The organism is Crossiella sp. CA-258035, assembly GCF_030064675.1.
Lineage (GTDB): Bacteria > Actinomycetota > Actinomycetes > Mycobacteriales > Pseudonocardiaceae > Crossiella.
Genome location: NZ_CP116413.1, coordinates 2,905,874 through 2,931,286 on the forward strand (window position 1 = coordinate 2,905,874; position 25,413 = coordinate 2,931,286).

Sequence of the window (25,413 nt, forward strand, 5' to 3'; positions counted from 1 at the left end):
GATGGCGGCCGTACCTCCATGGTCAGCGCGCGCCCTGAAATTCGGTGCCCGCCATCGGAGTGAGCGGCGCGGAGCTTGGTCGGTACAGTGACCGGGCAGCCTCAGCCGGAGGAGGGTCATGGGCGCGGGACCGCTCGCCCGACGGGACTACGCCGGACGTTCGGCGGCCGACCGCCGCGCCGAGCGCAGGGAGCGCATGCTCGCCGCCGGGCTGGAACTCTTCGGCACCGAGGGCTACGCCGCCGCCTCCATCGAGCGGCTGTGCGCGCTGGCCTCGGTGTCCACCCGCAACTTCTACGAGGAGTTCGGCAGCCGGGAGGCCCTGCTGACGGCCTTGCACGACCGGGTCAACACGACCGCGATCGGCGCGGTGCGGGAAGCGTTTGCCGCGCTGCCGGAGGCCGGGCTGGTGGAGCGGGTCCGGCTGGCCGTGCGCACCTACCTCGACGTCACCGTGCAGGACCCCAGGCTGGCCAGGGTCGCCTACGTGGAGGTGGTCGGGGTCAGCGCCGAGGTGGAGCGGTACCGGGCCGGCTGGCGGGAGCGCTGGATCGAGCTGCTGGTGGCCGAGGCCGAGCGCGCGGTGGCACGCGGCGAGGCCACCCGCCGGGACTTCCGGCTGACCGCGATCGCGTTGATGGGCGCGGTGAACGAGTTGGTGCACCACTGGTCGGTGCTGGGCGGTATTACTCCGATCGAGGACATCACTAGGGAAATCGCGCGCATTGCCACCGCGTCCGTGGCGGACTGACTCTCACTTCCGGATGAATTGCACGGCAAATTGCCACGATCTTGTTGTGCCCGTTCGCAGATCCTGAATGCTCGTGCGTATGAAGCTGTGTCCCGAATGCCATGGATCCGGCACCATCCCCGATGCCGACTACTCGGCCTGCAGGAGGTGTGGCGGAGTTGGCGACATCCCCGGCCACCACTGAGTGCACCCTGTGCCGGGGCACCGGCTACTTCGAGTGGACCCAGCCCGAACCGGGGCCGGGCGGATCGCTGGTGCTGCGGCAGATGCGGCATCCGTGCGTGCACGGCTGCTCGGGCTGGTGGCGGCAGCCCGCGGCCGAGCGCGACCGGGTGGTCGAGGGCACGCTCGGCGCCGCCCTGCCAGGGGGCGGTCAGGAGTTCTGGTAGAGCGCGTCCAGTTCGGCGGCGTACCGGTCCGCCACCACCGCGCGGCGCAACTTCAGCGTCGGCGTCAGCTCGCCGGTCTCCACGCTGAAGTCCTTGCCCAGCAAGGCGAACCGGCGGATCCGCTCCGGCGGCGCGTAGCCGGAGTTGGCCTGCTCGACCACCTGCTCGATCACCGCGCGCACCTTGGGGTGGGCCGCCAGCTCGGCCGGCTCGCCGGTGAGGTCCAGCTCGCGGGCCAGATGCGGTAGCTCCTCCGGGTCCAGGGTGATCAGCGCGACCGGGTAGGGGCGGCGGTCGCCGTGCATGACCGCCTGGGAGATCCAGCGGCAGCCGCGCAGGTCGTTCTCCAGGTTCGCCGGAGTGAGGTTCTTGCCGCCCGCGGTGATGATGATGTCCTTCTTGCGCCCGGTGATCCGCAGGAACCCGTCCTCGTCCAGCGCGCCGAGGTCGCCGGTGTGCAGCCAGCCGTCGACCACGGTCTCCTCGGTGGCGGCCGGGTTGTTGTGGTAGCCGGGGAAGACGTTCTCGCCGCGGGCCAGCACCTCGCCGTCCTCGGCGATGCGCACCTCGATGCCGGGGAACGGTTGTCCCACCGTGCCGAACTTCCACGCCCCCGGGTGGTTGCCGCTGATCAGCGCGGTGGACTCGGTCATCCCGTACGCCTCGTACACCGGGATCCCGCAGCCGGCGAAGAACTCCAGCACCGCGGGCGCGATCGGCGCGGCCCCGGAGAGGCCCTCGCGCAGCCGCCCGCCGAGGGCCGCGCGCACCATCTCCGGCACCTGCTCCGGCGGCAGGCCGAGCCCTTGCACGGTGCTGTGCACCTTCTCGAAAAGCCTTGGCACCGAGGGGAGAATGGTCGGGCGCAGGGCGGCCAGGTCGGGCAGCAGCTGCCGGATGTCGCCGCGGAAGAAGCCCAGGGTCGCGCCGTGGCACAGGGTCAGGAACTGCACGATGCGGGCGAACAGGTGCGCTTGCGGCAGGTACAGGAACATCACGTCCTCGGGCCCGACCCGCACCAGCGGGCCGATCGCGGTCAGCGAGGCCCGCCAGTTCCGCTCGGTGAGCAGGCAGCCCTTGGGCGGGCCGGTGGTGCCGGAGGTGTAGATGATCGTGTTCAGCCCGGGCTCGGCCGGGGCCGCGCGCACCCCTCGCGCGCGCAGCTCCGCCAGCGACACCGCGCCGGGCGTCTCGGTGAAGGCGACGATGTGCTGGAGCAGCGGGAGTTCCGGGCGGAGCGCGGCCACCCGGTCCACCTGCTCCGCGCTGCCGCAGAGCACCAGCTTCGCGCCGGAGTCGCCCAGCACCCAGGCGCATTCCGGCGCGGAGTTGGTCGGGTACACCGGCACCAGCACCGCACCGACACTGGCGATGGCCAGGTCTGCCACTGTCCACTCAGGACACGTCTCGGCCAGCACCGCGACCCGGTCGCCGGGCCCGATGCCGATGCCGGTCAAGCCGTCCGCCGTGGCGCGGACCGCTCCCGCGAGCTCCGCGTAGGACATGTCCTGCCAGTGGCCGTCCCGGTGGAACCGCAGGGCGGGCGCGTCGCCGTAGGTCTCACCGGCCCAGGCGGCCAGCGCGGCGATCGCGGGATAGGTCCGCGTCACGTCGGTCTCCCTTTCAGCAGTTGCTCGGCGCGGGCTGGTTCGCGAACCGGTCGGCCAGCCAGGACACCGCGCCGGGCGCGCCGGTCACGGCCAGGCTGATGTGCTCGCTGAGCAGGCTTTCCCGCAGCTGCACCCGCACGCCGCGGGAACACCAGCCGCGCACCAGTTGCTTGGCGTCGTTGATCGGCATGAACTCGTCGTTCACCGACTGGTAGACGTAGGCCGGGACCGCCGGGGTGCCGGTGCCCAACCTGTTGCGCTCCAACACCTTCTGGAACTGTGGCAGCTGGATCGGGTCGGGCACCTCGGTGAACTCGCTGATCCGGTGGAAGGCGTACGGCGGGGTCCACTGCGCGTGGCACATGTCGCGGACCTCGGCGAAAGCCTTGCGTCCCTTGGCGTTGAGCACCGACTCCAGCTGCATCTCCGGGTGCGAGTGGTCCAGCCCGATCGCCGCGGCCAGGAAGAACCCGAAGAACGGACCACCGTCGATCTTGTACCCGACGTTGCCGATGTCCCTGGGCACGCCACCCGCGGCCGCCCCGCGCACGTTGAGCTCCGGCGCGTAACCGGGTTGCAGCTCGGCCGCCCAGGAGGTGGCCAGGCCGCCTTCGGAGTAGCCCCAGATGCCGACCGGTCCCTTCGGGTCCAGTCCCGCCTCCGGAAGTCGTTGCGCGGCGCGGATTCCGTCCAGCACCGCGTGCCCGGTGGGGCGTCCGGCGGTGTAGGTGTGCGGGCCGGTGGTCGCCGAGCCCTCGTAGTCGCTGACCACCACCGCCCAGCCCTTGAGCAGGGCCATGGTCATCAGCGCCAGCTCGTACTCGATCCCGGCGCGGAACCAGAACGAGGGCGCGCAGTTGGAGGACAGGCCGTGGGTGCCGATGTTGTAGGCCACCAACGGTCGTGGCCCGTTCGTCCAGGGTGAGTGCGGCACCAGCACGGTGGCCACCACCGCGTTCGGCTTGCCCTGGTTGTTGGTGGAGCGGTGCAGCACCTGCCAGGCGCGGACGGGGAAGGGCAGCACCAGCGCCTTGGCCGTGATCGGGCGGGAACGCAGGACGTCGCCCGCGGCCACCGGCGGCAGCGGGGCCGGTGGGCGGTAGAAGGGGTCGGCGGAGGGGACCGGGATTCCCGCGGTCGCGGCGGTCGCCGGAATGGCGGTGACCGTGGCGGCGAGGGTCAGGACGGTGGTGAACAGGGTGATCAGCAGCGCACGACGACGGGAACTACTGGACATGTTCGCCCCTTTTCTCCGGGCGTCTGATAAGGGCTGTTGCCAGATGAACGGACCGTACCTACCGGCGCGTTAACTGACAAGGGGCCTGACCGGATGTGCCGGAAAAGGGGCTTTTGGGCGATTTGTCGAAACAGAAGTGCCTCAGAAGCGACGCGTGCGTCTCATTCGATCGAGGTGGCGGTGCGGTGCGCACAGCACGCCATGTCAGGGCGTGGTGCCGGAATGGCGGCTTCCGTCGCGGGCACGCGAAATCAAAATCGTCCCGCGGTCGCGCGCGGTCAGTCCTTGGCCAGCAGGCTGGTCAGGTGGCGGTGCAGGGTGGCGCGCAGGCGTTCCGGTGGCATCAGGTCCGGGGCGGTGACCGCGTGCAGCACCATGCCGTCCATCAGCATGTGCAGCCGGTCCACCTCGAGCCGCAGGTCGAGCCCGTCGGCGAGCAGGTCGTTGGCGGCCAGGTCGTCCAGCAGCCTGCGGCAGGTGCGGGCCAGGTGCTCGTGGCCGCCCCGGTTGATCCGGCGGGCCTCGTCGTCGACCAGGGTGCGGGACAGGAACGCCACCCAGACCTCGGCCACCGCGCGCATCTCGGCGTCCATCGGCAGCATGCGTTCCAGGGTCTCCTGGGCGGCGTCCCTGGGGTCCGGCGGCAGGGTGCGGCGGGTGGGGGCGCGGCGGAGCACCTCGGAGATCATCCGCATGGCGAAGGAGACCAGCTCGGCCTGGGTGGTGAAGTAGTACTGCACCGAGCTCGGCGACCAGCCCGCCTCGCGGGCCACGCTGCGCACCGAGGCGCCGTCGATGCCGTGCTGCCGGATCACCTGCCACAGCGCGCGGCCGAGTTCGCGGCGCCGCTGTTCGTGATCGACGACCTTGGGCACCGGCTGACCCCTCCTGTTGGTTACCGAACGAATACACCAGTGTCCGGTACCAGTGCGAGTGTACTGAATAAACTGTATGCCGAGACTGCCGGTCGGGCGTGGTGAGGCGAACCCGGGCCCGACCGCTTACCGTGGGCAGAGAGCCACCGGATGGCCGCTACAGCCCCGCCGTCTGGCTACCTACCATGGTCCGACAGGCGGCACGCCCGACCAAAGGGGGGTTGGCGATGCGCACTCGACGTTCGCGCTTGATCGCGACACTGGGAACCGTCCTGCTGACCCTCGGCCTCGCGCCGCTGCCCTCGGCAGTCGCGCAGGCGGACCAGGCCCCGGCGCACGTGTCGTTGCGGGCCTTCAACATCCCGAACGGGTACCTCCGGCACGCGCACTACCTGGGCCGGGTCGACGACATCTACCCGAGCAGCCCGGAGTGGGCGCGCGCGGATGCCACCTGGACCGTGGTGCCCGGACTGGCCGGTGACTGCCTGTCGCTGGAGTCGCGCAACTACAAGCGGCACTACTTGCGGCACCAGAACGGCCGGGCCAAGCTGGTCGCCTTCGAGGACAACCGGGGTTTCCGCGAGGACGCCACCTTCTGCCAGGTGCCGGGGCTGGCCGGTGCCGGCGCGATCTCGCTGCGCGCCTTCCAGTTCGGCAACGCCTACCTGCGGCACGCCAACGGCGAGCTGTACCTGGCCGACCACGACGGCAGCGCCCTGTTCAAGGCGGACGCGACCTTCGAGCGCGGCTCGCCGCTGATCTCCGGCGTGTTCTACAACCCGCTGCTGGAGCCCGGCGCCGACCCGGCCATGGTGCGGCACAACGGGACCTACTACCTGTTGCAGGGCGACCAGTACAACAACCACGACCTGGTGATCCGCAAGTCCGCCTCGGTGGAGGGCCTGCGCGACGCGCCGCCGACCACGCTGTGGCGGCACCCGCCGTGCCCCGGCGCGGCCTGCACCGAGGTGTGGGCGCCGGAGCTGCAACGGATCCGCGGCCAGTGGTGGATCTTCTTCACCGGCGCCTCCGACGTCGGCAACGGCCGCAGCCACCGGATGTTCGCGCTGCGCGGGCGCACCGACGATCCTTCGGGCCCGTACGACTTCCTCGGTGAGCAGCCGTTGCCGGACGGGCAGTGGGCCATCGACGGCGCGTGGTTCGAGAAGGACGGTCAGGGCTACTACACCTGGTCCGGCTGGGACCGCGACTACGGCAGGGCCAACGAGGTCCAGCACATCTACGTGGCGAAGATGCACGACCCGATGACCCCGGCCGGGCCGCGGGTCAAGATCGCCTCGCCGACGCAGGGCTGGGAGACCAGGCCCAACCACGCCAACGTGCTGCTCAACGAAGGCCCGCAACCGATCTTCGGCCCGCGCGGCCAGCTGTTCATGTCCTTCTCCGCCAACGCAAGCTGGACCGACGACTACTGCCTGGGCCTGCTCACCCTCAACGGCGACCCGGTGGAGCCGAGCGCCTGGTCCAAGTCCGGCGACTGCGTCTTCGCCGGCCAGGGCACCTCGATCGCCCCAGGGCACAACGGGTTCCTCGAGGTGAACGGGAACTGGTGGCTGACCTACCACGCCAGGCTGCGACCGGGCACCGGGTGGCCGGGCCGCAGCATCCGGTTGCAGCCGCTGCCGTTCAACTCCGCGGGCCAGCCGGTCTTCGGCACCGCGGTCGGCGCGCACGACCCGGTGCCCTTGCCGTGACCGTGCTGTTCGACGCGGACGTCTCCGTGCACTACGGGCAGCTGTACCTGGTGAACCAGGACAGTCCGGAGGGCCTGGACCTGGGCGAGCACTTCCGCGGCCAGGTCAACGGGTTGTGCGGGGCCGCGGTGCCGGAGTCGCTGTTCCTGATCACCGACCGGCACACCGGGACGGTGGCGCTGCGGATCGAGCTGCACGAGCGGGAGCCGCCGGTGGCCGCGGACTGGGCCGAGGTGGTCGAAGCCTCCGGCACGCTGACCGGCGAGCAGCCGGTGCTCAACGAGTGGGGCGGGCGCTGGTACCCGCTGGAGCTGCCGCCGGGGGAGTACCGGGTGCGCTACTGCGGCGGCGAGGACCGGTACCTGCTCCAGTTCTGGCCGGATGCCCCGGCCCCGGACGCGGTGCTCCGGGTGACCAAGGGCGCTTACTGGCACGAGTTCGCCCGCTCCCTGCCGCCGCCGCCCACGCCGGAGCAGCTGGCCGCGGCGGAACTGCGGCGGACCGCCGAGGAGCGGGTCGCCGCTGCCGTGCGCGCACGCCGGGAAGAGCAGCGGCGGTGGGGCGGGGAGCCGCCCAGTGCCGCGCTGCTCGGGATGAAGGGCAACGCGCGCAAGGTGGTCCGCGAGCACCGGGCGGTGGCCGAGGCCATCGCGGCGGACCCGGCCGGGCAGCGCGAGCTGGCGGTGCGGCTGGCCCGCCGGGCCTGTGCGGCCGCCGGGCTGGCCGAGATCGACTGGATCGCCCCGGCGCTGGCGGCACTGGCCCGGGGCGCGGAGCCGTTCCAGGACTGGCGGGCGGCCGGGCGACGTCTGCTCGCCGACCCCGCGGTGCCCAGCACCGTGGCCCCCGGCGCGTCCCTGCGGCAGCAGACCGCCGCCTTCGCCACCCTGCGCACCGCGGTCCTGCCCGACCCGCTGACCGCGGCCCTGGAGACCCTCTCCGCCACCCTCAGCACCCTTGGCCCGGACCAGTGCGCGGACCTGCTCGCCGAGCTCCGCCGAACCCCTTCACATACCCCGCGTCAAGCCCGTTAGCCGGGATTTCACCTGACGGGGTCAAGCCTCCGACCTGCGGCGACGTGACCGGCAGCCCAGCCGAAGCGGCCCGGGCGGCGTGGCCTATGTTCTGCCCATGAGCACCGAGACCGCGCCGCGGTACATCCGGCTGAACGTTGAGCTGATCGTGGAGCTCACCGACGAGGGTGAGCTGAAGGCGGCTGCGCTGGAGCAGCTGAAGGCCGACACCGAGGTGTCGGAGGAGGCCCGGGCGGAGGCCATCACCGCGCTGGAGTCCGACCCGGCGGACGCCCTGTCGTACTTCATCGACCCCTTCGCCGTGGTCAACGAGGCCCCGGGCATCGAGCTGGTCGAGGTCGGCTGGGACGGCGAGGTCACCGAGTACGACCCCGAAGCCGAAGAGGACGAAGAGGCCTGACTCGCGCCCTGGCTGGATGTGGCGACCCCTACGATGACCGGTATGTCACATCCAGCCCAGGTTGCCACCACCGGCGCCCGCGGCATCCTCACCGGCCTCGGCTTCCTGGGCCGCGGCGTGGGTATCGCCTTCCGCAACCCGAAGCTGCTGCTCCTGGGCGCCATCCCGGCGGTGCTGACCACGGCGCTGATGCTCGGCGGCCTGGTCACGCTGGCCTACTGGGCCGGTGACCTGGCCACCTGGCTCACCCCGTTCGCGGACAACTGGTCGGAATGGCTGCGCAAGGCCGCCCGGTTCGTCGCCGGGCTGGCCGTGGTGCTGGGCGCGATCGCGGTCAGCGTGGTCGCCTTCACCGCGATCACCCTGGTCGTCGGCGGCCCGTTCTACGAACACATCTCCGAAACCGTCGAGGACAGCCTCGGCGGGGTCCCGGACGCGGAGAAGGCCTCCTTCGGCCGCATGCTGTTCCTGGGCATCCGCGACTCGATCCTGCTGGTCGCGGTGGCCGTGCTGCTGAACCTGCCGCTGCTGTTCGCCGGTTTCATCCCGGTGGTGGGCCAGACCGTCATCCCGGTCCTGGTGGCCTGTGTGGGCGGCTGGATCCTGGCGCTGGAGCTGTCCGCGGTGCCGTTCACCCGCCGCGGCCTGACCCTCAAGCAGCGCCACCGCATCCTGCGCGGGCACCGGGGCATGGTGCTCGGGCTGGGCGTGCCGGCCTACCTGCTGTGCGCGATCCCGTTCGTGTCCATCCTGGCCATGCCGATCGCGTTCATCAGCGCCACCCTGCTGGCCCGCGAGGCGCTGTCCCGCCGCACTGACGAAAGTCTGCACCCGCGCTGACGAGTGGCTGGTCCCGTCCGGAACCCGCGTTTCCCGGGGCCGCGGACCGTACTGTCGGATCATGCGCGACACAGCCGCGGCCACCAGGGCGATCAGCCGGGTCTGGCCCGACGCCCGGACCGTGGTGGACTACTCGACGCCCGCGGAGTTCGAGGTCCACGGGCGCCCGCCCGAGGGCGTCGAGCCGCCCCGGAGTCCCTGGCACGTCAAGGTGATGTGGGCCGTGGTCGCCGCGTTCGGGCTGGTGCTCTCCGTGGTCACCGGCGCGCTGGGCGGCCCGGACGTCAGTGACCGCAAGACCAGGGTGCGCGGGTCCGGTCCGGACGCGCGGGCCGTCGGCCTCGGCCAGGCGGTCCAGCCGGTCTGGCTCGGCGGGGCCGGCCGCAAGCCGTTCCTGGCCATCGGCGCCGACCGGGTGGCGGCCTTCGTGGTCGCCTACGGCGAGGTGCGGGTGCGGTGGGAGGGCGAGTTCGAGTCGCTGGCGGTGCGGGGCACGCGCAAGCGGCCGGTGCTGTGCCTGACCTTCGCCGACTCCTCCTCGGTCGAGGTGCCGCTCACCAGGGCGGAGCGCGCCCGGCTGGGCTAGAACGCGGTGGTCGGCGTCCAGCGGCCGTGCACCTCGCGCAACCGGTCCACGATCTCGCCCACGGTCGCGTATGCCTCCACCGCCGTCACGCAGGCCGGGACCACGTTCGCCCCGGCCTTGGCGGAGGCGCTCAGCTCGTCCAGGGCCCGCTCGACCGCCTCGGCATCGCGGCTGTCGCGGACCCGGCGCACGGCGGCGACCTGTTCGGCCTCCGCGCCGGGGTCCACCGCGAACACCTCCAGGGGCTCGGCGGCGGAGGGGAACAGGTTGACCCCGACCACGGGGCGCTCGCCGCTCTCCACCTCCACCGCGTGCCGGTAGGCGGCGTCGGAGAGCTCGCGCTGGAACCAGCCCGAGCCGATGCAGGCCAGCGCGCCGCCCCTGGCCTCGATATCGCCCATCAGCGCCCAGATCCGCTGCTCCAGTTCGTCGGTCAGCGTCTCCACCGCGTAGGACCCGGCCAGCGGGTCGACCGTCTCGGTCAGCCCGGTCTCGAAGGCCACCACCTGCTGGGTGCGCAGGGCCAGCGTCGCGGCGGCCTCGGTGGGCACGCCGAGGGCCTCGTCGTAGGCGCACACGTGCAGGGTCTGCACCCCGGCCAGCGCCGCCGCGGTGGCCTCGACCGTGGTGCGGGCGACGTTGTTCAGCGGCTGCTGCGCGGTCAGTGAGGACCCCGCGGTGAAGGCGAAGATCCGCAGCTGGTGCGAGCGCGGGTCCTTGGCCCCGTAGACGTCCCGGGTCAGCCGCGCCCACACCCGGCGCGCGGCGCGGAACTTGGCCACCTCGCGCAGCAGGTCGATGTTGCTGGAGAGGAAGGTGAACAGCGAGGGGGCCACCGCGTCCACGCTGAGCCCGCGCCGCACGCACTCGTCCAGGTAGGCGCGCGCGTTGGCGAAGGTGAAGGCGATCTCCTGCACGGCGTCGGCCCCGGCCTCGCGGATGTGGTAGCCGCTCATCGCCAGTGGCACCCAGCGCGTGGCGTGCCGGGACAGGTGTTCGATCACGTCCACCGCGAGTTGCAGGGAGGCTTCGGGCGGGAAGATCTGGGTGCCGCGCGCGATGAACTCCTTGAGCACGTCGTTCTGGATGAACAGCCCGAACGAGCTCGGGTCGACCCCGCGCCGCTTGGCCAGGGCCAGGAACATCGCGGCCCACACGTAGCCGATGGAGTTGGCGGTGGTGCGCACCTGGCTGATGCGTTCCAGGGGAATCCCGTCCATCAGCGTCTCGACGTCGGCAAGCGAGTCGATGGCCACGCCGACCCGGCCGACCTCGCCCGCGGCCAGCGGGTGGTCGGAGTCCAGGCCCAGCTGGGTGGGCAGGTCCAGGGCCACGCTGAACCCGGTGACCCCGGCGGTCAGCAGCTGCTGGAACCGGCGGTTGCTCGCCGCGGGCGTGCCGAACCCGGCGTACTGGCCCATGATCCACGGTTTGGGTTCGGCGGAAACCCCTCGGGTGTAAGGGAACTCGCCGGGTCGTTCGGCACCTTCCGGCGCGTAGTCCGGGCGCAGGCGCTCCACCACGGCTCAGCCCTCCCGCTCGGCGAGCGTGCGCCGCAGCTCCTGTTTGGCGATCTTCCCGGTGGAGTTCAGCGGGAAGCTGGTGACGCGGTGCAGCTCCTTGGGTTTCTTGTAGGCGGCCAGCCGGTCCCGGCAGTGCGCCAGCAGCGCGGCCTCGTCCACCGACGCTCCACTGTGGACGGAGTAGGCGGCGACCACGCGCTGCCCCCAGTCCGGATCGGCCACGCCGACCACCGCGACCTCGTGCACGCCGGGCACTTCGGCCAGCACGTCCTCCACCTCGCGCGGGTAGATGTTGTACCCACCGGAGATGATCATGTCGCCCTTGCGGTCCACCAGCCACAGCCGTTCGGTCTCGTCCAGCCGCCCGAGGTCGCCGGTGTGCAGCCAGCCCTCCCGCACGCTCTTGCCGAGGTCGGTGCGCCGCCCGGACTGCCAGTACCCGCGCATCACGTGCTCGCCCCTGGTGACCACCTCGCCGATCTCCCCCGGCGGCACCTCGCGCCCGTCCTCGTCGACCACCCGCACCTCCACCCCGAACGCGGGCCGCCCGGCCGAGGTCAGCAGGTCCGGCTGCCTGCCGAGCCCGGCGGCGTGGTTGGCGGCGTCGAGCACGGTGACCGGCGGGATGGCCTCCACCAGGCCGTAGTACTGCACCAGGTTCGGCGTGATCCGGTCGTGCGCCTGCCGGATCTGCTCTGGCGGCATCGGCGCGCCGGCGTAGCCGAGCACCTTCAGCCCGCGCATGGTCTTCCGGTCGCATTCGGGCAGGGCGAGCAGGCGGGCGATCATCGTGGGCACCAGCGCGGTGTGCGTGACCCCGCGCCGGGACACCGCCTCCAGCACCGCGGCCGGGTCCCACTGCGGCAGGATCAGCTGCGCCGCGCCGGAGACCAGGAACGGCAGCACGAACAGCCCGCTGGTGTGCGTGATCGGCCCGGCGTGCAGGTAGGTGTCCGCGCCGCCGGGGATCTCACCGAGCACGTCCGCGGTCATGTTCAGCACGCTGGCCAGCCGGTTCCGGTGCGTGCGCTGCGCACCCTTGGGTCGGCCGGTGGTTCCCGAGGAATAATTCAGTGACACCAAGGCATCCGCGTCGGCCACAGTGGACGGCCAGCTCCCGGACGCCCCGGCGATCAGCTTCTCGTAGCCCAGTCCCGGCCCGTCGCCGATCACCACCACCCGCCCGGCCAGCCCGTCCCGCAGCGCCTCGGTGGACTCGGCGAACCGCGCGTCGTAGATCAGCGCGGCGGCCCCGCAGTCCTCGGCGATGTGCTCCCAGTCCCTGGGGTGCAGCCGGTAGTTCAGCGCCACCCGCACCAGCCCCGCCGCGGCCAGCGCCAGATCCGTTTCCACGTAGGTGTTCTGGTTGGTCTGGAGGTCCAGCACCCGATCCCCGGCGGCCAGGCCGAGTGCGCGCAACCCGTTGGCCAGCCGCGCCACCCGGTCCCCGAGCTGGGCGAAGCTCTGCCGCCCCTGCGGTCCGTCCAGCGCCGTGCGCGCGCCGAACCGCCGCACGGCCCTGGCCACCACCCGTCCGACATCCACCTCAGTCAGCTCCTTCGGCCAGGTACACCGCGTCCAGCACCCGCACCCCGCGCGGCAGCACCGCCACCGGGTTGAGATCCACCTGCCCGCCCCAGCCCGCCACCAGCGCGGAAACCTGCACCACCAGGTCCACCAGAGCGTCCACATCGGACGGATCCCGCCCGCGCACCCCGTGCAGCAGCGCGGCTCCCCGCAGCTCACCGAGCATCCGCCGCACCTCGGCCGGGTCCACCGGCAGCGGGGCGAGCACCACGTCGTCGAACACCTCGGCGAAGATCCCGCCCAGCCCCAGCGCCAGCATCGGCCCACACGGCCCCGGCGCGACCCCGACCAGCATCTCCACCGCCCCGGTCACGAACTCCTCGACCAGCACCGTCCCACCGAGCGCGACCAGGCGCTGGTACTCGGCGGCCGCGGTCCCGGGCGTGACGTCCAGGACGACGCCACCGGCCTCGGTCTTGTGCACCAGGTCGGGCACCACGGCTTTGAGGACCGCCCGCCCGCCGACCTCGCGCACTGCGGCGATGGCGTCGTCGGGGGAGGTCGCCAGGCGGCCAGTCGGGACCGGGATGCCGTGGGCGCGGAGCAGGGCTTTGAACTCGGCTTCGCTGGTGCCGCGGGGAGGGGACGGACCGTCACCGGGGGCAGGGCTCGCGCCCCGGTCGGCCGCCGCGACCGCGGCTGGTTTCGTCCCTGCCGTCACCGCTGCCGCTGCCGCCACCGCCCGCCCCGGCGTCGCGTAGACCGGAATCCCCGCCCGCCGCAACTCCGCCCCGGCCCCCGGCGCCAGGTGCTCCGCCCCGGTCCGCGCGACCAGCACCGCCTTCCCGGTCGCCTGCCGCACCCGCGCCAATCCCTCCGCGATCCCGGCCACATCCGAGCCGGTCAGCACGCAGAAGCAGGCCAGCACCACGTCCACCGCCGGATCCGCGGCCACCACGTCCAGGCAGCGCTGGAACAGCTCCGGCCGGGCCATCACCGCCGCCGTCACGTCCACCGGGTTGTCCACCGACCCGTACGCGGGCACGACCTCCGCCAGCGCCGCGGTGGTGCTCGCGCTCAGCTCGGCCAGCCGCAAACCGCGCTGCGCCAAGGCATCCGCGGCCAGGATGCCCGAGCCGCCGGAGGTCGTCACCACCGCCACCCGGTCACCACTGGCCCGGGTCCCGGTGGCGAATGCCTCGCCCACGTCCAGTAGTTCGTCCACATCGGACACCCGGACGATCCCGTACCGGCGCAGCACCGCGTCGGTCACCCGGTCGTCGGTGGCCAGCGCGCCGGTGTGCGAGGCCACCGCCCGCGCCCCCGCCGCCGAGCTACCGGCCTTGAGCAGCGCCACCGGTTTGCCCGCTGCGGCCAAGCGGCGCAACGAGTCCACGTCGGCCAGTGACTCGACATAGCCCAGCAGACCGGTGCACTCCGGTTCCTCGGCCAGGGTGGCCAGCACCTCCAACGCGGTCAGCTCGGCCTCGTTGCCGGTGCTCACCGCCCAGCCCAGGCCGAGACCGCGCTCGAAGGCCAGGCTCACCGCGCCGAAACCCAGCGCCCCGCTCTGGCTGACCAGGGCCAGCGACCCCGGCACCAGTCGCGTGGTCGGGGCCTCGAACAGTGGGCTGAACGAGGTGACCTGCCCCGTCGCCACCCCGACTGAGCCGATGCAGTTCGGTCCCAGTATCCGCAGCCCACCGGCTTTCGCCTGCGCCACCAGGGCTTCCTGGCGACGAGCGCCTTCCGCGCAGGTCTCGGCGAAGCCGGAGGAGCACACGATGGCGGCTTGGACCCCGGCGGCCAGGCAGTCCTCGATCGCGGCGGGCACGCGGTCCGCGGCCACCAGGATCATCGCCAGGTCGACCGGGCCGGGGCAGGCGGCGACCGTGGGGTGGGCGGGCAGGCCGAACAGCTCGGTGTGCTTGGGGTGCACGGGCAGGATGCGGCCCTGGTAGCCGTAGCGGCGCAGGAACTGCACCGGGCGGCCGCCCAGCGCGCCGGGCCGCTCGCTGGCGCCGACCACGGCGACCGAGCGGGCCGACCACAGCGCGGACAGCGAGTTGCGCATCACGGGCCGTCCGGGGTCCAGCGGGCGTGCTGGGTGCCCTGCGGGCCTTCGCGCACCAGGTCCAGCCGGGGTCGCGGTCCGTCGCTCCGGCCGGTCTGCGGCCGGCGGCGTCCGGCCCGGAACGGCAGCGGCCAGTCCGCGGCGGGACCGGCGTACTCCTGTTCGGCCGCCGCGTGCAGTGTCCACTGTGGATCGTAGAGGTGCATGCGGCCCAGCGCGCACAGGTCGGCGCGGCCCGCCAGCAGGATGGAGTTGACGTCGTCGGCGGAGGAGATCGCGCCGACCGCGATCACCGCGATGCCGTGCCTGCGGCCGACCTCGTTGCGGATGCGGTCGGCGAACGGGGTCTGGAAGCTGCGGCCGTAGGCGGGTTGCTCGGTGGCGACGACCTGGCCGGTGGAGACGTCGATCCCGGCCGCGCCGTGCCGGGCGAAGGCGTCCGCGATGAGCAGCGCCTCCTCGATGTCCACCCCGCCGTCGGCCCAGTCAGTGGCCGAGATGCGCACCGTCATCGGCCGTTCCACCGGCCAGGCCGCGCGCACCGCGTCGAAGACCTCCAGTGGGAAGCGCAGCCGGTTCTCCAGGCTGCCGCCGTAGTCGTCGGTGCGCTGGTTGGTCAGCGGGGACAGGAAGGAGGAGAGCAGGTAGCCGTGCGCGCAGTGCAGTTCCAGCACATCGAACCCGGCTCTGGCGGCCGAGCGGGCGGCGTCGGCGAACTGTTCCCTGATCAGCATCAGCTCGGCCCGGTCCAGTTCGCGCGGCACCTGGTTGCCGGGCGCGTACGGCAGCGGGGAAGGCCCGCAGACCGGCCAGTTGCCCTCGGGCAGCGGCTGGTCCATGCCCTCCCACATCAGCCGGGTGGAGCCCTTGCGGCCGGAATGTCCTATTTGGACACCGATCCGGGCGGTGCTGTTGGCGTGCACGAAGTCCACCACCCGCCGCCATCCGGCCTCGTGCTCCGGGCGGTACAACCCCGCACAGCCGGGGGTGATCCGGCCGGAGGCGGACACGCACACCATCTCGGTCATCACCAGCCCGGCCCCGCCGAGCGCCTTGCCGCCCAGGTGCACCAGGTGGAAGTCGTTCGGCGTGCCGTCGACCGCGGAGTAGGTGTCCATGGGGGAGACCACGATCCGGTTCTTCAGCTCCAGCCCGCCGAGCCGGAACGGCTGGAACATCGGCGGCCGGACCTCGCCGCCGCCGGCGAACCAGGCGTCGGCCCCGGCCACGAACTCCGGGTCGCGCAGCCGCAGGTTGTCGTAGGTGACCCGGCGGCTGCGGGTGAGGATGTTGAAGGCGAACTGGGCCGGGTCCTGGTGGGTGTAGCAGCCCAGGCTCTCGAACCACTCCAGGCTGGCCTGCGCGGCGCGCTGGGTGGAGAGCACCACCGGCCGCCGCTCCGCCTCGTAGGCGGTCAGCGCCGAGTCCACTGTGGACTCCTCGTGCAGGCAGGCGGCCAGCGCGAGCGCGTCCTCCATGGCCAGCTTGGTGCCGGAGCCGATGGAGAAGTGCGCGGTGTGCGCGGCGTCGCCGAGCAACACGATGTTGCCGTTGCGCCAGGTCTGGTTGCGCACGGTGCCGAAGGTGACCCAGCGGGAGTTGTTGGCGTAGAGCTCGTGCCCGTCCAGCACGTGCGCGAACATCTCGCGCAGCAGGGCGATCGAGCCCTCGTCGCTCTCCCCTGGCGCCAGGCCCTCGCGGTGGTGCTCGGCGAAACCGGCCCGCTGCCACACGTCCTCGTGCATCTCCACGATGAACGTGCTGCCCTTGGCGTCGTAGGGATAGCCGTGGATCTGCATCACCCCGTGCGGGGTGTCCTCCACGTGGAACAGGAACGCGGGGAACACCAGGTCGGTGCCCAGCCACATGTACCGGCAGCGCCGGGACTCCACGGTCGGCTGGAACACCTCGGCGTAGCGGGCGCGCACCGCGGAGTTCACCCCGTCCGCGGCGATCACCAGGTCGTGCGTGGCGGCCAGCTCGGCCACATCCGGCGCGGGGGTGGACAGGTGCAGGCGCACGCCGACCTCGGCGCAGCGCTGGTGCAGCACCTGCAACAGCCGACGGCGGCTCATCGCGGCGAACCCGTGGCCGCCGGAGGTGATCACCTGGCCGCGGTAGTGCACGTCGATGTCGTCCCAGCGGGCGAACTCCCGCTGCATGGCCTGGTGGATCACCGGATCGGCGTGCTCGATGCCGCCGAGGGTCTCATCGGAGAACACCACGCCGAAGCCGAAGGTGTCATCGGCGGCGTTGCGTTCCCACACGGTGATGTCGTGCTGACCTAGCTGACGGGCGAGCGCGGCGAAGTAGAGCCCGCCTGGCCCACCACCGATGACCGCGATTCGCACCCGGTCAGGGTATGCTGCAATCCTGACGACCGTCAACAGAACGAAATGAGGTCGGGATGCGTTTCGCTCATCGGACGGTAGTGGTGACCGGCGGCGCCGGTGGGCTGGGCCGCGCGGTGTGCGCGGGGCTCGCCGCCGAGGGCGCCGCGGTCGCGGTGCTGGACCTGGCCGGTGCGGAGCAGGTCGCGGCCGAGCTGACCGCGGGCGGCGCGGTGGCCGCCGGGTTCACCGTGGACGTCCGCGAGCGGGACCAGGTGGCCGGGGCGATGGCCGCGGTGCACCGGGAGCTGGACGGCCCGCACGTGCTCGTCGCGCTGGCCGGCGGCTCACTGGGCACGCCACGCGACCTGGCCGACATCGAGCCGGAGCACCTGGACCTGGTGGTCGACGTGAACCTCAAGGGCACCTTCTACTGCTGCCAGGCCGCGCTGCCCTACCTGGCCGCGGCGGGCGGCGGCGCGATCGTGACCACCTCCTCCATCGGCGGCCGCCAGCCCAGCCCGGTCACCGGCGTGCCGTACGCGGCGAGCAAGGCCGCCCTGGTCGGACTGACCAAGCGGCTGGCCAAGGAGGCCGGGCCGGACGGGGTGCGGGTGAACGCGATCGCGCCCGGCCTGTTCCTCACCGACCGGTTGCGGGGCATGTTCGACGACCTCAGCCAGGCCGAGCGGGACGAGGTGCTGGACGCGATCCCGTTGCGCCGCATGCCGGAACTGCGCGAGGCGGTGGACCCGATCCTGTTCCTGGCCTCGGCGCAGGCTTCCTACATCACCGGCGTGGTGCTGGACGTCAACGGCGGCCGGTTCATGCCCCTGTGACGTTGCGGGCCACCGGCCAGCGGCGCAGCGCGGGTGGCAGTTCGAAGCCGTGCGGCTGCTCGGGGAAGTCGTGCACCGCGACCACGGCGCTGACCGGGATGGTGCCGAAGACGTGCGGGAACCACGGCGCGGCCGGGTTGTCCGGATCGCTGGAGGCGCGCTCCCACACCAGGTCCACGTCCAGCAGGTCCGGGTCGATCACCAGCAGCACCAGGTCGTCCCGGCCGCGGAAGAGCCGGTTCGCCGGCAGGTGCACCAGGCCGAAGTCGGAGCAGTGCACAAAACCCTCGGCGGCGTACCCGGCGGGCTCGTGGCGGCCGGTTTCCTGAGCGGTGGCCCACTCGGCTCGGGAGCAGATGTGCAGGATCACCCGCCGATGATCCCAGAGTCCTGGGCGGCGCGTTCGCGGAGCCGGAAGCGTTGCAGCTTGCCGGTGGTGGTGCGGGGCAGCTCGGGCAGGAACTCGATCACCCTGGGGTACTTGTACGGCGCGATCACGCTCTTCACGAACTCCTGCAGCTCGGCGACCTTGGCCGCGTCCCCGGTCACGCCAGGGGTGAGCACCACGTAGGCGTGCACCACCATGCCGCGCTGCTCATCCGGCGCGCCGACCACCCCGCACTCCACCACCTCGGCGTGGCTGAGCAGCGCGTTCTCCACCTCCGGCCCGGCGATGTTGTAGCCGGAGGAGATGATCATGTCGTCGGTGCGGGCCTGGTACCAGAAGTAGCCGTCGGCATCGCGCAGGTAGGCATCACCGGTGAGGTTCCAGCCGTCCTGGACGTAGCTGAGCTGCCGCTCGTCGTCGAGGTAGCGGCAGCCGGTCGGCCCGCGCACGGCCAGCCGTCCGACCTCGCCGTCGGGCAGCGGTTTGCCGTCGGAGTCCAGGATCTCCGCGCGGAAGCCGGGCACGGGTTTGCCGGTGGCGCCGGGCCGGATCTGCTCGTCGGCGGCGGAGATGAAGATGTGCAGCAGCTCGGTGGCGCCGATGCCCTCGATGATCCGCAGACCGGTGCTGCGCTGGAACTCGTGCCACACCGCGCTGGGCAGCGCCTCACCGGCGGAGACGCACCGCCGCAGCCCGCGTAATCGGTCCGCGTGCCCGGCGGCCAGGATGGCCCGGTAGGCGGTGGGCGCGGTGAACAGCACGGTCACCCCGTGCGCCCGCACCGCCTCGGCCAGCTGGGCCGGGGTGGCCCGTTCCAGTAGCAGGGTGGCCGCGCCGACGTGCAGCGGGAACACCACCAGGCCGCCGAGGCCGAAGGTGAAGCCCAGCGGGGGAGTGCCGGTGAAGACGTCCTCGGCGGTGGGGCGCAGCACGTGCCGGGCGAAGGTGTCGGAGTTGGCCAGCACGTCCCGGTGGAAGTGCAGGGTGGCCTTGGGTCGGCCGGTGGTGCCCGAGGTGAAGGCCAGCAGCGCCACGTCGTCGGCGGCGGTGCGCACCGGCTCGAAGTCGACGGGTTTGGCCGCCGCGCGCACGGTGAGGTCCGCCGGGGTGTCGCCGCCGTAGCTGATCGCCGGGATGTCCGCGGCGGCGAGATCGTCCAGGAACCGGTTGTCGCACAGCGCGATCGCGGGTTTGCTGATCTCGGCCAGCGCGCGCAGCTCACCGGCCCGCAGCAGTGGCATGGTGGTCACCGCGACGCCGCCCGCGCGCAGCACCGCGAACCAGCAGGCCACCAGCCACGGGTTGTTGGGTCCGCGCAGCAGCACCCGGTTGCCCGGCACCAGTCCCAGGTCCTCCACCAGCACCCTGGCCACCTGGTTCGCCCGGTCCCGCAGCTGCCCGTAGGTCCAGGTCTCGCCGCCGGGGGTGAGCAGGCACGGCCGGTCCGCGCCGTGCCGGGCGATGGTGTCGTCCAGCAGGGTGACCGCGCAGTTCAGGCGGTCCGGGTAGACCAGCTCGGGCAGGGTGAACTCCAGCTCCGGCCACTGTTCGCGCGGCGGCAGGTGGTCGCGGCAGAACGTGTCGACGTGTGCTGAGCGGGAGAGAACCACTGGCACGCACCTCGTCTCGGCGTCGGCGGGCTGCCCGGCCAGTATTCACCGTTCATGACGACAGTCAATAGGCCGACATACGCATCGACACGATATCGTTTGCTGGTGACCACCCTGGTTGACCTGTCCGAAGTGGACGGGGGAGCGACGGACGCGCAGTCCGCGCAACCCCGGCAGCTGATCGTCACCGTGTACGGCCTGTACGCCCGCGAGGTCGGCGGCTGGCTGTCGGTGGCCGCCCTGATCCGCCTGCTTGGCGAGCTGGGCGTGGACGAACCGGCGGTCCGCTCCTCCATCTCCCGCCTCAAGCGCCGCGGCATCCTGGACGCCTCCCGGGTCGGCGGCGCGGCCGGTTACGCCCTCTCCGAGCAGGCCAGACTCATCCTCCGCGAGGGCGACCACCGCATCTTCGAACGCCCCCGCCCCACCCTGGCCGATGGCTGGGTGCTCGCGGTCTTCTCCGTCCCGGAGTCCGAACGCCAGAAGCGCCACACCCTGCGCTCCCAGCTCACCCGCCTGGGTTTCGGCAACACCGCCCCCGGCGTCTGGATCGCCCCGGCCCACCTCCAGGCGGAAACCGCCGAGGTCCTCACCCGCCTCGGCCTGTCCGCCTACGTCGACCTCTTCCGCGCCGACCACCTCGGCTTCGCCACCCTCCGGGACAAGGTCACCACCTGGTGGGACCTCCCCGCCCTGCAAGCCCTCTACACCGAGTTCCTCACCGCCCACGGCCCCCTGGCCGCCCGCTGGCGCCGCCGCCGCACAGTCCCTCCGGCCGAGGCATTCACCGACTACGTCCGCCTGCTCACCGCTTGGCGCCGCCTCCCGTACCTGGACCCGGGCCTCCCCGCCGAACTCCTCCCCACCGACTGGCCCGGCACGGAGGCAGCGGACCTGTTCGTCACCCTCCAAGCCAAACTGGCCCCAGCAGCCCACGAACACGCCCAGTCCCGCCTCAGCCGCTGACGGCCGGGAGTCAGTGCCCGGTCACGCCATCCGTCCGCTCCCGCAACAGGTCCGCGTGCCCGCAGTGCCGCGCGTACTCCGCGATCATGTGCACCAGCACCCGCCGCAACGCCAACGGCCGCCCGGTGGCCAGGTGCACCCCGGTGTCGTCCAGCGCATGCGCCGCCACGATCTCCCGGGACACCGCCACCTCCGCCCGCCACTGCGCGAACGCCTCGTCCACATCCCCGTCCAGGCGATCAAAATCCTGACTGGGATCCTCATCCGAGTAGTGCAGGTGCGGCACCTCCCGCCGCGCGAACTGCATCTGGAACCACCACCGCTCCGCTCCCGCCAGATGTCGCAGAATCCCGTGCAGGGTCAACGTCGAGGGCGGGATCTGGGCGTGCGAAAGGGCTTCCGGGCGAACACCCCGGCATTTCAGCTCGAAGGTGGCGCGGTGCCAGTCGAGGTAGGCGGTGAGGATCTCGCGCTCGGACCCGTCGAGCGGGAGCGGGGCGCGGGGGTCGTCGGGCCAGTTGGGGGAGACGTGCGCGGGCTGGGTGAGTGCCATACCCGGAGCCTGCCACCCACCACCGACACCCGCCGCCCAGCGAACTCGCGTCCGCAGTGCGACCACAACGCGACCGCAGGGCGAAGCCCGCGAACCGGCGAGGGGCTGGCTTTTCAAACGTCCACCGAGTCTTGAGGTTCCCCATGCCCGTCAACCTGGAGACATCGCACCACATCCCAGCGAGCAGACGCGCACAGCAACCGCCGCCAACAAAGCGCAACGCAACGGCGGCTGCTCGCTGGGATGTGATTCGATTTCGGAAGGTTGACGGGCATGGGGAACCTCAAGACCAAGCCTGCGTCTTTGGCTCTTCCCCCCATGCTTTGATCTCTGCCCGTCCGGCGAGGACGCTCTTGACTGTCGCTCTTGCCCCTACGGCAAAACAGCAACCCCCTGCAGCTCAACCACAGCCTCCCGATCCCACAACCGAGAAACCCCAACAGCCGCCATCGCCGGATAACTCCCACCCACAAGCTCGCGCCACACCACCCCGATCTCCTTGGCACGCCGCTTGTAGTCATCAATATCCGTCAAATACACCGTCAACGAAGCCAACTGATCCGCCGACCCACCCGCAGCCCGCAACGCCACCAACAGATTCCCCAGCGCCTGCCTGAACTGCCCCACCACATCCCCGCCAACAACTTTCCCGTCAGCATCGAGCGCGGTCTGCCCAGCCAAGTGGACCACCCGGCTCCCGGTGGTCACCACCGCATGACTGAAGCCGGAGGGCTTGGCCAGTTCAGGAGGATTGACGCGTTCCTGGCTCACGACTGCACCGTCCCACCGTCGATGTTCAACCCCTGCCCGGTAAACCCGGCACTCGCCACACAAAAAGCCACCGCATCCGCAACCTCGTCCGGCGTGATCATCCGCCCGATCGGCTGTTTCGCCGCCAACTGCGCCCGAACCTCATCCGCCGCCCGCCCGGTCCGCGCAGCCACCGCCGCCACCGTCCGATCCGTCATCGGCGTGTCCACATAAGCAGGACAGATCGCGTTCACCGTAACCCCGGTCTTCGCCAACTCGGCCGCCGCCGACCGCACCAACCCCAGCACCCCGTGCTTCGCCGCCGTATAAGCAGCGATGTGGGACTCCCCCTGCTTCGCCGCGGTACTCGCGATCGCGATCAACCGCCCCCACCCCGCCTCCCGCATCGCTGGCACAGCCCGCCGGAAGCACTGGAACGGCGCGGTCAGGTTCAAAGCGAGAGTGGTCGACCACTCACTGTCCGAGATCCGGTGCAGCGGCGCGGCAGTGCCCGATCCGGCGTTCGCCACCAGGATCTCCACCGGCGACCACGCCGCCTCCACCGCGTCGAACAGGGAGTCCACCGCACCCGGCTCGGTGAGGTCCGCGGGCAGCACCAGTGACTCCCCGGGCAACGACGAGGCCACCGCCCGCAGCTCAGCCGCGTTGCGCGCGGTCAGCGCCACCCGGTGCCCGTCAGCCGACAACCGCCGGGCCACGGCCGCGCCGATACCCCGGCCGGCCCCGGTGACCAGGGCGATACGTGCGATCACCGGCAAAGCTTGTCAAACGTTGGTGACGACCGTCAAGATAACGACATATGGACGCCTATCTGCTCGATGCCGTGCGCACCCCGTTCGGCCGCCACCGCGGTGGGCTGGCCGGTGTCCGGGTCGACGACCTGGCCGCCCTGCCCATCGCCGAGCTGCTCCGCCGCAACCCGGACCTGGAACCGGCGCTGGTGGACGAGGTCGTCTACGGCAACACCAACGGCGCGGGCGAGGAGAACCGCAACATCGGGCGGATGGCCGCGCTGCTGGCCGGACTGCCGGTGACCGTGCCCGGGGTGACCGTCAACCGGCTCTGCGCCTCGGGCGGCGAGGCCGTGGTGCAGGCCGCTCGGCTGCTCGCCGTCGGTGCGGGCCGGGTGGTCATCGCCGGGGGTGTGGAGGGCATGTCCCGGGCCCCGTTCGTGGTGCCGCGGCCCGATGAGGTGCTGCCGCAGCGGATGGAGATGGTGTCCACCGCGCTCGGCTGGCGGCTGGTCAACCCGAAGTTCCCCGCCGAGTGGACCGCGAGCCTGGGCGCCTGCGCCGAACAGGTCGCCGCGGAGCTCGGCATCGGCCGCGCGGCCCAGGACGACTGGGCGCTGCGCTCGCACCAGCTCGCCACCACCGCCTGGGACAAGGGCTGGCACGACTGGGTCCTGCCGGTGGCGGACGTGGCCAGGGACGAGGCGCTGCGACCGGACACCTCGGCCGCCGCGCTCGCCCGCCTGCGCCCGGCGTTCAGCCCCGAGGGCGCGGTCACCGCGGGCAACTCCTCCCCGCTCTCCGACGGCGCGCTGGCCACCCTGATGGGCACCCGCGAGGCCGCCGCCGAGCTCGGACTGACCCCGCTGGCCCGGATCAGGGACAGTGCCATCGCGGCCACCGACCCGCACCGCTTCGCTGTCGCCCCGGTGCCGGCCATTCTCACCCTGCTGCGCCGCAACGGCCTGTCCGCCAAGGACATCGCCCGCTGGGAGATCAACGAGGCGTTCGCCGCCATGGTGCTGTCCACAATGGACCAACTGGCGGCGGAGGGCTGTCCGCTGGAGGCTGGGCTGGTCAACCCGGACGGCGGCGCGATCGCCTTGGGCCACCCGCTGGGCGCCTCGATGCCGCGCGCGATCGTGGACTGCGCGCGTGGCCTGCGGCGGCGCGGCGGTGGCCTCGGCGTGGTCGCGGCCTGCATCGGAGTCGGGCAGGGCATGGCCGTGCTCGTCGAGACGGACTGAGAGGAAGACCCGTGCGCATCGAGGACTTCACCGACGTCGGCTACACCGTGGAAGAGGACAACCACGCGGTGATCACCATCAACCGGCCGGAGCGGATGAACTCCTTCCGCGGCCGCACGGTGGACGAGCTGATCGCGGCGTTCAAGCATGCCTGGGCGGACAAGCGGGTGGCCGCGATCATCCTCACCGGCGCGGGGGAGAAGGCCTTCTGCGCCGGCGGTGACGTCAAGGAACGCGCCGAGACCGGCGGCTACGGCGAGACCGAGTGGGGCACCTTCGAGATCGAGCGGCTGCACCGGATCATCCGGGACGTGCCCAAGCCGGTGATCGCCGCGGTCAACGGCGTCGCGGTCGGCGGCGGCCACGTGCTGCACGTGCTCTGCGACCTGACCGTGGCCGCCGAGCACGCCCGCTTCGGCCAGTCCGGGCCCAGGGTCGGCTCCTTCGACGCCGGGTTCGGCTCGGCCTACCTGGCCAGGGTGGTGGGGGAGAAGCGGGCCCGCCAGATCTGGTTCCTGCTGGACCTGTTCGACGCGCACACCGCCGAGCGCTGGAACCTGGTCAACCAGGTGGTCCCGGCCGCCGAGCTGCTGGACACCGCCCGCGCCTGGGCGCGCAAGATCGGCTCCTACTCGCCGACCGCGCTGCGCTTCCTCAAGCACTCCTTCAACGCCGACACCGACCACATCGGCGGCATCTCGCACCTGGCCTTCGACGGGCTGGAGCTGTTCACCGAGACGCCGGAGGGCCGGGAGGGCGCGGCCGCGTTCGCGGAGAAGCGGGCCCCGGACTTCAAGCCGTACCGCTGAGCCGCGCGGCCAGCCCGTCCAGCAGCACCTGCACGCCCAGCTCGAACAGCGCCTCCCCGGTCAGTTCGCGGTAGGCCGGGGCCACCCGCGCCAGGTGCGGGAACCCCTCGGGCGGGCTGAGTCCGGCGCGCGGAGCCGTGCCCGCCCTGCGGTCGTCCTCGGCGGCGGAGGCGAGCACGTGGTCGGCCAGCAGCACCGAGATCGCGGCCGTGTCGGCGGGGGAGAAGCCCGCGTCCAGCAGGATCCGGGTGGTGGTCTCGATGTGCCCCAGCCGGTGCGGGCCGCGCGGCGGGCGGGCGCGCAGCAGCTGCGCGGCGTCCCGGTGTGAGCGCAGCAGCGTCCGGAACTGGCGCAGTCCGGTGGCCAGCTGCTCCCGCCAGGGCAGCGACTCGTCGATGTCGAATGCCTCCGCGCAGATCGCCTCGGCGACCAAGTCCAGCAGCTCGTCCTTGTTGCGCACGTGCCAGTACAGCGTCGGTGACTGGACGCCCAGCTCGGCGGCCAGCTTGCGGGTGCTCAGCCCGGCCAGGCCGTGCTCGTCCAGCAGCCGCACCGCGGCCGCGGTGATCTGGGGGAGATCGATCGCCACAACCCGCACCCTATCAGTG

General features: G+C 72.0%; 24 protein-coding genes. 11 read left to right on the plus strand and 13 right to left on the minus strand.

What is annotated here, in order from left to right:
- Positions 1 to 118: 118 nt before the first annotated feature.
- Both N8J89_RS13360 and N8J89_RS13365 read left to right on the plus strand, forming a co-directional pair.
- Positions 119 to 751: a TetR/AcrR family transcriptional regulator gene (locus tag N8J89_RS13360; RefSeq protein WP_283664661.1), complete on the plus strand. Its 633-nt coding sequence runs from the start codon at positions 119 to 121 to the stop codon at positions 749 to 751.
- Positions 752 to 909: 158 nt separating this feature from the next.
- Positions 910 to 1,140 (plus strand): hypothetical protein, encoded by a 231-nt coding sequence (locus N8J89_RS13365; protein WP_283664662.1) that lies wholly within the window; start codon positions 910 to 912, stop codon positions 1,138 to 1,140.
- Here N8J89_RS13365 and N8J89_RS13370 read toward each other — a convergent pair.
- The 3 genes from N8J89_RS13370 to N8J89_RS13380 all read right to left on the minus strand — a co-directional run bounded on the left by N8J89_RS13370 (position 1,125) and on the right by N8J89_RS13380 (position 4,862).
- The gene (locus N8J89_RS13370) at positions 1,125 to 2,750 is read right to left on the minus strand and encodes an AMP-dependent synthetase/ligase (protein ID WP_283664663.1); all 1,626 of its coding nucleotides are present in this window, start codon (positions 2,748 to 2,750) and stop codon (positions 1,125 to 1,127) included. The two genes, N8J89_RS13365 and N8J89_RS13370, sit on opposite strands and share 16 nt — an antisense overlap.
- 13 nt (positions 2,751 to 2,763) lie before the next feature.
- Positions 2,764 to 3,987 (minus strand): lipase family protein, encoded by a 1,224-nt coding sequence (locus tag N8J89_RS13375; protein ID WP_283664664.1) that lies wholly within the window; start codon positions 3,985 to 3,987, stop codon positions 2,764 to 2,766.
- A 278-nt stretch (positions 3,988 to 4,265) separates the two neighbouring features.
- Positions 4,266 to 4,862 (minus strand): TetR/AcrR family transcriptional regulator, encoded by a 597-nt coding sequence (locus tag N8J89_RS13380; RefSeq protein WP_283664665.1) that lies wholly within the window; start codon positions 4,860 to 4,862, stop codon positions 4,266 to 4,268.
- Between the two features lie 248 nt (positions 4,863 to 5,110).
- Here N8J89_RS13380 and N8J89_RS13385 point away from each other — a divergent pair, with 248 nt between their 5' ends.
- The 5 genes from N8J89_RS13385 to N8J89_RS13405 all read left to right on the plus strand — a co-directional run bounded on the left by N8J89_RS13385 (position 5,111) and on the right by N8J89_RS13405 (position 9,437).
- Positions 5,111 to 6,577, plus strand: coding sequence for a family 43 glycosylhydrolase (locus N8J89_RS13385; RefSeq protein ID WP_283664666.1), 1,467 nt, complete (start codon positions 5,111 to 5,113; stop codon positions 6,575 to 6,577).
- A complete protein-coding gene (locus tag N8J89_RS13390) occupies positions 6,574 to 7,611 on the plus strand; it encodes a hypothetical protein (protein WP_283664667.1) in 1,038 nt (345 codons plus the stop codon). The genes N8J89_RS13385 and N8J89_RS13390 overlap by 4 nt, the downstream gene beginning before the upstream one ends.
- Before the next feature lie 97 nt (positions 7,612 to 7,708).
- Positions 7,709 to 8,011 (plus strand): hypothetical protein, encoded by a 303-nt coding sequence (locus N8J89_RS13395; protein ID WP_283664668.1) that lies wholly within the window; start codon positions 7,709 to 7,711, stop codon positions 8,009 to 8,011.
- Positions 8,012 to 8,053: 42 nt separating this feature from the next.
- Positions 8,054 to 8,851 carry an EI24 domain-containing protein gene (locus N8J89_RS13400; protein WP_283664669.1) on the plus strand — a complete coding sequence of 266 codons (798 nt, stop codon included), beginning with the start codon at positions 8,054 to 8,056 and terminating at the stop codon, positions 8,849 to 8,851.
- Between the two features lie 61 nt (positions 8,852 to 8,912).
- A complete protein-coding gene (locus N8J89_RS13405) occupies positions 8,913 to 9,437 on the plus strand; it encodes a hypothetical protein (protein ID WP_283664670.1) in 525 nt (174 codons plus the stop codon).
- On the opposite strand, the gene N8J89_RS13410 is transcribed toward N8J89_RS13405, so the two are convergent.
- Genes N8J89_RS13410 through N8J89_RS13425 form a run of 4 tightly spaced genes read right to left on the minus strand, consistent with a single transcriptional unit; the run spans position 9,434 to position 16,912 of the window.
- A complete protein-coding gene (locus N8J89_RS13410) occupies positions 9,434 to 10,960 on the minus strand; it encodes an acyl-CoA mutase large subunit family protein (protein WP_283664671.1) in 1,527 nt (508 codons plus the stop codon). The two genes, N8J89_RS13405 and N8J89_RS13410, sit on opposite strands and share 4 nt — an antisense overlap.
- Before the next feature lie 3 nt (positions 10,961 to 10,963).
- Complete coding sequence (locus N8J89_RS13415) at positions 10,964 to 12,505, minus strand: class I adenylate-forming enzyme family protein (protein ID WP_283664672.1); 1,542 nt, start codon at positions 12,503 to 12,505, stop codon at positions 10,964 to 10,966.
- A 1-nt stretch (position 12,506) separates the two neighbouring features.
- Positions 12,507 to 14,561 carry an acetate--CoA ligase family protein gene (locus N8J89_RS13420; RefSeq protein WP_283664673.1) on the minus strand — a complete coding sequence of 685 codons (2,055 nt, stop codon included), beginning with the start codon at positions 14,559 to 14,561 and terminating at the stop codon, positions 12,507 to 12,509.
- On the minus strand, positions 14,561 to 16,912 hold the full coding sequence (locus tag N8J89_RS13425; protein ID WP_283664674.1) for a bifunctional salicylyl-CoA 5-hydroxylase/oxidoreductase: 2,352 nt from the start codon (positions 16,910 to 16,912) through the stop codon (positions 14,561 to 14,563). Before N8J89_RS13425 ends, N8J89_RS13420 begins: the two co-directional genes overlap by 1 nt.
- Before the next feature lie 56 nt (positions 16,913 to 16,968).
- On the opposite strand from N8J89_RS13425, the gene N8J89_RS13430 reads away from it, so the two are divergent.
- Complete coding sequence (locus tag N8J89_RS13430; RefSeq protein ID WP_283664675.1) at positions 16,969 to 17,730, plus strand: SDR family NAD(P)-dependent oxidoreductase; 762 nt, start codon at positions 16,969 to 16,971, stop codon at positions 17,728 to 17,730.
- Here N8J89_RS13430 and N8J89_RS13435 read toward each other — a convergent pair.
- Positions 17,717 to 18,100, minus strand: a complete 384-nt coding sequence (locus N8J89_RS13435; protein WP_283664676.1) for a DUF952 domain-containing protein — start codon at positions 18,098 to 18,100, stop codon at positions 17,717 to 17,719. The two genes, N8J89_RS13430 and N8J89_RS13435, sit on opposite strands and share 14 nt — an antisense overlap.
- The gene (locus N8J89_RS13440) at positions 18,097 to 19,728 is read right to left on the minus strand and encodes an AMP-binding protein (protein ID WP_283664677.1); all 1,632 of its coding nucleotides are present in this window, start codon (positions 19,726 to 19,728) and stop codon (positions 18,097 to 18,099) included. Before N8J89_RS13440 ends, N8J89_RS13435 begins: the two co-directional genes overlap by 4 nt.
- A gap of 105 nt (positions 19,729 to 19,833) precedes the next feature.
- Here N8J89_RS13440 and N8J89_RS13445 point away from each other — a divergent pair, with 105 nt between their 5' ends.
- Positions 19,834 to 20,694 (plus strand): PaaX family transcriptional regulator, encoded by an 861-nt coding sequence (locus N8J89_RS13445; RefSeq protein ID WP_283664678.1) that lies wholly within the window; start codon positions 19,834 to 19,836, stop codon positions 20,692 to 20,694.
- A gap of 10 nt (positions 20,695 to 20,704) precedes the next feature.
- On the opposite strand, the gene N8J89_RS13450 is transcribed toward N8J89_RS13445, so the two are convergent.
- The 3 genes from N8J89_RS13450 to N8J89_RS13460 all read right to left on the minus strand — a co-directional run bounded on the left by N8J89_RS13450 (position 20,705) and on the right by N8J89_RS13460 (position 22,770).
- On the minus strand, positions 20,705 to 21,247 hold the full coding sequence (locus N8J89_RS13450) for a DinB family protein (RefSeq protein WP_283664679.1): 543 nt from the start codon (positions 21,245 to 21,247) through the stop codon (positions 20,705 to 20,707).
- A 372-nt stretch (positions 21,248 to 21,619) separates the two neighbouring features.
- On the minus strand, positions 21,620 to 22,018 hold the full coding sequence (locus N8J89_RS13455) for a RidA family protein (protein WP_283664680.1): 399 nt from the start codon (positions 22,016 to 22,018) through the stop codon (positions 21,620 to 21,622).
- Complete coding sequence (locus N8J89_RS13460; RefSeq protein WP_283664681.1) at positions 22,015 to 22,770, minus strand: SDR family NAD(P)-dependent oxidoreductase; 756 nt, start codon at positions 22,768 to 22,770, stop codon at positions 22,015 to 22,017. Before N8J89_RS13460 ends, N8J89_RS13455 begins: the two co-directional genes overlap by 4 nt.
- Positions 22,771 to 22,817: 47 nt before the next feature.
- On the opposite strand from N8J89_RS13460, the gene N8J89_RS13465 reads away from it, so the two are divergent.
- Both N8J89_RS13465 and N8J89_RS13470 read left to right on the plus strand, forming a co-directional pair.
- Positions 22,818 to 23,996, plus strand: a complete 1,179-nt coding sequence (locus tag N8J89_RS13465) for a thiolase family protein (RefSeq protein ID WP_283664682.1) — start codon at positions 22,818 to 22,820, stop codon at positions 23,994 to 23,996.
- A gap of 11 nt (positions 23,997 to 24,007) precedes the next feature.
- The gene (locus N8J89_RS13470) at positions 24,008 to 24,805 is read left to right on the plus strand and encodes an enoyl-CoA hydratase-related protein (protein WP_283664683.1); all 798 of its coding nucleotides are present in this window, start codon (positions 24,008 to 24,010) and stop codon (positions 24,803 to 24,805) included.
- Here the strand turns inward: N8J89_RS13470 and N8J89_RS13475 are convergent.
- Entirely contained in the window at positions 24,789 to 25,394 is a 606-nt protein-coding gene (locus tag N8J89_RS13475) for a TetR/AcrR family transcriptional regulator C-terminal domain-containing protein (RefSeq protein ID WP_283664684.1), read from the minus strand. The two genes, N8J89_RS13470 and N8J89_RS13475, sit on opposite strands and share 17 nt — an antisense overlap.
- Between the last annotated feature and the right edge of the window lie 19 nt (positions 25,395 to 25,413).

Bases quoted from the DNA above. Each gene is read 5' to 3' on its own strand.
- N8J89_RS13360 (WP_283664661.1), top strand. From the start codon at position 119: ATGGGCGCGGGACCGCTCGCCCGACGGGACTACGCCGGACGTTCGGCG.
- N8J89_RS13375 (WP_283664664.1), bottom strand. From the start codon at position 3,987: ATGTCCAGTAGTTCCCGTCGTCGTGCGCTGCTGATCACCCTGTTCACC.
- N8J89_RS13395 (WP_283664668.1), top strand. From the start codon at position 7,709: ATGAGCACCGAGACCGCGCCGCGGTACATCCGGCTGAACGTTGAGCTG.
- N8J89_RS13400 (WP_283664669.1), top strand. From the start codon at position 8,054: ATGTCACATCCAGCCCAGGTTGCCACCACCGGCGCCCGCGGCATCCTC.
- N8J89_RS13405 (WP_283664670.1), top strand. From the start codon at position 8,913: ATGCGCGACACAGCCGCGGCCACCAGGGCGATCAGCCGGGTCTGGCCC.
- N8J89_RS13420 (WP_283664673.1), bottom strand. From the start codon at position 14,561: ATGCGCAACTCGCTGTCCGCGCTGTGGTCGGCCCGCTCGGTCGCCGTG.
- N8J89_RS13430 (WP_283664675.1), top strand. From the start codon at position 16,969: ATGCGTTTCGCTCATCGGACGGTAGTGGTGACCGGCGGCGCCGGTGGG.
- N8J89_RS13450 (WP_283664679.1), bottom strand. From the start codon at position 21,247: ATGGCACTCACCCAGCCCGCGCACGTCTCCCCCAACTGGCCCGACGAC.
- N8J89_RS13465 (WP_283664682.1), top strand. From the start codon at position 22,818: ATGGACGCCTATCTGCTCGATGCCGTGCGCACCCCGTTCGGCCGCCAC.